At 54.4% G+C, this 5,188-nt stretch carries 5 protein-coding genes; all 5 read left to right on the top strand.

The annotated features are described in order from the left end of the window. The first annotated feature begins 56 nt into the window (after window positions 1–56). The 5 genes from nuoG to nuoK are packed head-to-tail and all read left to right on the top strand — an operon-like array spanning window position 57 to window position 5,169. A complete protein-coding gene (gene nuoG, locus ABDW13_RS23205) occupies window positions 57–2,780 on the top strand; it encodes an NADH-quinone oxidoreductase subunit NuoG (protein ID WP_343554860.1) in 2,724 nt (907 codons plus the stop codon). Next, a complete protein-coding gene (gene nuoH, locus ABDW13_RS23200) occupies window positions 2,777–3,754 on the top strand; it encodes an NADH-quinone oxidoreductase subunit NuoH (protein WP_343554859.1) in 978 nt (325 codons plus the stop codon). The genes nuoG and nuoH overlap by 4 nt, the downstream gene beginning before the upstream one ends. A gap of 11 nt (window positions 3,755–3,765) precedes the next feature. Further along, window positions 3,766–4,308 carry an NADH-quinone oxidoreductase subunit NuoI gene (gene nuoI, locus ABDW13_RS23195; RefSeq protein WP_343554858.1) on the top strand — a complete coding sequence of 181 codons (543 nt, stop codon included), beginning with the start codon at window positions 3,766–3,768 and terminating at the stop codon, window positions 4,306–4,308. 10 nt (window positions 4,309–4,318) lie between these two features. Next, entirely contained in the window at window positions 4,319–4,870 is a 552-nt protein-coding gene (gene nuoJ / locus ABDW13_RS23190) for an NADH-quinone oxidoreductase subunit J (protein ID WP_343554857.1), read from the top strand. Further along, on the top strand, window positions 4,867–5,169 hold the full coding sequence (nuoK, locus tag ABDW13_RS23185) for an NADH-quinone oxidoreductase subunit NuoK (protein ID WP_343554856.1): 303 nt from the start codon (window positions 4,867–4,869) through the stop codon (window positions 5,167–5,169). The genes nuoJ and nuoK overlap by 4 nt, the downstream gene beginning before the upstream one ends. Window positions 5,170–5,188: the final 19 nt, after the last annotated feature.

Genomic DNA, 5,188 nt, shown 5'->3' with positions numbered 1-5,188 from the left:
AAGAATTAGATGTTTAACGCTCGTCTTAGGGCGAGCCTTACGGAAGCATGTTCACTATGGCTACAATCCATGTAGACGGTAAAGAATATGATGTGAACGGAGCGGACAACCTGCTACAGGCGTGTCTTTCTCTGGGCCTTGATATTCCTTATTTTTGCTGGCATCCGGCGCTGGGAAGCGTAGGGGCCTGCCGCCAGTGTGCGGTGAAGCAATTCCAGAATGCCGAAGATACGCGCGGTCGCCTTGTCATGTCCTGCATGACGCCAGCGTCAGACGGCACCTTTATTTCCATCGACGATGGCGAAGCGAAAGAGTTTCGTGAAAGCGTGGTGGAATGGCTGATGACCAACCACCCGCATGACTGTCCAGTGTGTGAAGAGGGCGGCAACTGCCATCTGCAAGATATGACGGTAATGACCGGACACAGCTTCCGTCGTTACCGCTTCACCAAGCGTACCCACCAGAACCAGGATCTCGGCCCGTTCATTTCCCATGAAATGAACCGCTGCATCGCCTGTTATCGCTGCGTGCGCTACTACAAAGATTATGCCGACGGTAAAGATCTGGGCGTTTATGGCGCGCATGACAACGTTTACTTCGGTCGCCCGGAAGACGGCACGCTGGAAAGCGAGTTCTCCGGTAACCTGGTTGAAATTTGCCCGACCGGCGTATTCACTGATAAAACGCACTCCGAACGCTATAACCGTAAATGGGATATGCAGTTTGCGCCGAGCATTTGCCAGCAGTGCAGCGTGGGTTGTAACACCAGCCCAGGCGAACGTTATGGCGAATTGCGTCGCATCGAAAACCGTTACAACGGTAGCGTAAACCACTACTTCCTCTGTGATCGCGGTCGTTTTGGTTACGGCTACGTCAATCGTAAAGATCGTCCACGTCACCCAGTACAACTGCGCGGCAACGATTGGATCAGCTTGAATGCTGAACAAGCGGTCAATGCGGCGGCGGATGTGCTGCGTAGTGCGAAAAAAGTCATCGGTATCGGTTCACCACGTGCCAGCATTGAAAGTAACTTCGCGCTGCGTGAGCTGGTTGGTGCTGAAAACTTCTCAACTGGCATGCCTGCTAACGAACAAGCTCGCGTTGAACTGATGCTGCAAGTGCTGCAAGACGGCGGCATCTACACGCCATCGCTGCGCGAGATTGAAAGCTACGATGCGGTGCTGGTGTTGGGTGAAGATCTGACTCAAGTCGGTGCGCGCGTCGCGTTGTCTGTGCGCCAGGCGGTAAAAGGTAAAGCACGTGAGATGGCCGCCGCGCAGAAAGTCGCTGACTGGCAAATCGCGGCAATCCTGAATATCGGCCAGCATGCTAAACATCCGCTGTTCGTGACCAACGTTGATGAAACCCGTCTGGATGACATCGCGGCGTGGAGCTATCGCGCGCCGGTTGAAGATCAGGCGCGTCTTGGCTTTGCGATTGCCAATGCGCTGGATGAAAGCGCGCCAGCGGTAAGCGGTTTCGACAGCAAGCTGAACGGCAAGTTGGATGTGGTTGTTCAGGCGCTGGCAGGTGCGAAAAAACCGTTGATTATCTCCGGTACGCATTCTGGTAGCACCGCCATGATTGAAGCCGCCGCTAACGTGGCGAAAGCATTGAAAGCGCGTGGCGCAGAAGTCGGCATTACCTTGCTGGCGGGCGCTGCAAACAGCTTTGGTCTGGGCTTGATGGGCGGTCAAACACTGGAAAACGCGCTGGATCAGCTGGATAAAGGCGAAGCCGATGCGCTGGTGGTACTGGAAAACGATCTCTATCGTCACGCGCCAAAAGCCACGATTGATGCGGCGTTGCACAACACCGCACATGTGATTGTGGTTGATCATCAACGCACCGCCACGCTGGAGAAAGCCGGTTTAGTGCTTTCAACCGCGAGCTTTGCGGAAAGTGATGGTACTTCAATTAACCACGAAGGCCGCGCACAGCGCTTCTTCCAGGTTTACGATCCATCTTATTACGATGACAGCGTCGTAATGTTGGAAAGCTGGCGTTGGCTGCATTCGCTGCACAGCGCGGTAGAAAGTCGTCAAATCGACTGGACGCTGCTGGATCACGTAATCGATGCCACGGTTGCGGCGCTTCCACAACTGAAAGGCATTAAAGATGCTGCGCCAGATGCCAGCTTCCGTATTCGTGGACAAAAACTGTCGCGTTCTCCGCATCGTAACAGTGGCCGTACCGCGATGCGTGCCAACATTAGCGTGCACGAACCGCGTCAGCCGCAAGATAACGACACCATGTTTGCCTTCTCGATGGAAGGTAACAACCAGCCAAACGCACCCCGTTCGCAGATCCCATTTGCCTGGGCGCCAGGTTGGAACTCACCGCAAGCATGGAATAAGTTCCAGGCGGAAGTCGGCGGCAAACTGCGTCATGGCGATCCAGGTGTACGTCTGTTTGAAGCCAGCGATCGCTCTCTGCCTTGGTTCACCGCGATTCCTGAAAGCTTCGTTGAAGGCAGCCAGTGGCGTGTTGCACCTTACTACCAATTGTTTGGTAGCGAGGAGATGACCCAACGTTCACCGACCTTCCAGCAGCGTATGTCACCGGCGACCTTGGTGATTAACCCGGCTGATGCAGAGAAATTGGGCGTGAACAATGGCGCGTCAGTTGAGCTGATGTGTGCTGGCGAAACGCTGCGCTTGCCGGTGCGTTTCTCCGCTTCTCTGCAAGCAGGGCAGGTTGGTTTACCGCTCGGTATGCCAGGCGTACCTCCGTTCCTCTCAGGCGCGCAAATTGACAAACTGCAGGAGGCTGCGCAATGAGTTGGCTGACACCGGACGTTATCGATATCATCCTCCAGGTGGTTAAGGCAATTGTTATCCTGCTGGTGGTAGTGGCTTGTGGTGCATTCATGAGTTTCGCCGAGCGTCGTCTGCTCGGCTTGTGGCAGAACCGTTATGGGCCGAACCGCGTAGGTTGGGGCGGCTCGCTGCAATTAGCAGCAGACATGATCAAAATGTTCTTTAAAGAGGACTGGGTTCCGCCATTTACTGACCGCTTCATCTTCACGCTGGCACCGGTCATCGCCTTTGTATCGCTGCTGCTGGCATTTGCCATTGTCCCGGTTTCTCCAACCTGGATGGTCACAGACCTGAATATCGGTCTGCTGTTCTTCCTGATGATGGCGGGTTTGGCAGTTTACGCAGTGCTGTTTGCCGGCTGGTCCAGTAACAACAAATACTCGCTGTTAGGTGCGATGCGTGCTTCGGCGCAGACGCTGAGCTACGAAGTGTTCCTCGGTCTGTCATTGATGGGTGTGGTAGCGCAAGCGGGTTCGTTTAACCTCAACGCTATCGTCGAAAGTCAGGCGCATCTGTGGAACATCATTCCTCAGTTCTTCGGCTTCGTGACCTTCTGCATCGCCGGTGTTGCGGTTTGTCACCGCCATCCGTTTGACCAACCAGAAGCCGAACAGGAACTGGCCGACGGTTACCACATCGAATATGCCGGTATGAAATTCGGCCTGTTCTTCGTTGGTGAATACGTGGCAATCACCACCGTTTCAGCGTTGATTGTGACGCTGTTCTTCGGTGGCTGGCACGGTCCGTTCTTGCCGCCATTTATCTGGTTCGCCCTGAAAACGGCGTTCTTTATGGTGATGTTTATCCTGATTCGTGCTGCGTTGCCGCGTCCACGCTATGACCAGGTGCTGTCGTTCGGCTGGAAAGTGTGTCTGCCGTTGACGCTGTTGAACCTGCTGGCGACCGCCGCAGTGATTCTGTCCACCGCGCAGTAAGGGACATTGAGATGACTTTAAAAGATATTGTCGTAGGCTTCGGCACGACAGTGCGCAGTATCTGGATGATAGGCATGCATGCCTTCGCCAAGCGCGAAACCCAAATGTATCCGGAAGAGCCGGTTTATCTGCCGCCGCGTTACCGTGGTCGTATCGTGCTGACGCGCGATCCAGACGGTGCAGAGCGTTGCGTTGCCTGTAACTTATGCGCAGTAGCATGCCCAGTTGGCTGTATCTCGCTGCAAAAAGCAGAAACGCAGGATGGACGTTGGTATCCGGAATTCTTCCGCATCAACTTCTCGCGCTGCATCTTCTGCGGATTGTGTGAAGAGGCTTGCCCGACTACCGCGATTCAGCTGACTCCCGATTTCGAACTGGGTGAGTTCAAGCGTCAGGATCTGGTGTACGAGAAGCAGGACTTACTGATTTCTGGTCCGGGTAAATATCCGGAATACAACTTCTATCGTATGGCTGGTATGGCGATCGACGGAAAAGAGAAGGGCGAAGCGGAAAACGAAGCCAAGCCAATCGACGTCAAAGGGTTGTTACCTTAAGGAGCCAGGTATGGAATTTGCGTTTTATCTTTGCGGACTGGTGGCGGTGTTGACGACGTTGCGCGTCATCACGCACACCAATCCGGTACATGCGCTGCTGTACCTGATTGTTTCGCTATTGTCGATTGCTGGCGTGTTCTTCTCCATGGGCGCTTATTTTGCCGGTGCGCTGGAAATCATCGTCTACGCGGGTGCCATTATGGTGCTGTTCGTGTTCGTGGTGATGATGCTGAACCTGGGCAAAACCCAACAGGATCAAGAGCGTGAGTGGCTGAAACCTTCATTGTGGGTCGGACCGGGCATTGTTTCGTTGCTGCTGCTGGCGGTGATGATTTATGCCATCAGCACCGCAACCGATCAGGGTATCGATGGCACCGTTATCGATGCGAAAGCGGTGGGCATCAGCTTGTTTGGTCCTTACGTTCTGGCGGTTGAGCTGGCTTCAATGCTGCTGCTCGCGGGCCTGGTTGTGGCCTTCCATATTGGGCGTGAAGAGCGTCACGGCGAAGTGCTGAGTAATCGCACCGCTGATGCGCAAGCAAATAAGGAGGATCACGCATGATCCCGTTACAACACGGCTTGATTCTGGCCGCTGTGCTGTTTGTTCTCGGCCTCACCTCCGTGGTATTGCGTCGTAACATCCTGTTTATGCTGATTGGCCTCGAAATCATGATCAATGCCTCAGCGTTAGCGCTGGTGGTGGCGGGCAGTTATTGGGGACAAGCGGATGGTCAGGTGATGTACATCCTGGCCATCAGCCTTGCGGCGGCGGAAGCGAGTATTGGTCTGGCGCTGTTGCTCCAGCTCTATCGTCGTCGTCAGACGCTGAACATTGACACAGTGAGCGAGATGCGCGGATGAATCTTCTCTATTTAACCGT

This window comes from Pantoea sp. (assembly GCF_039594315.1).
In the GTDB taxonomy this organism is placed as follows: Bacteria; Pseudomonadota; Gammaproteobacteria; order Enterobacterales; family Enterobacteriaceae; genus Pantoea.
Note: the sequence above shows the minus strand (reverse complement) of the source record. Positions and strands in the feature narration are given on the sequence as shown.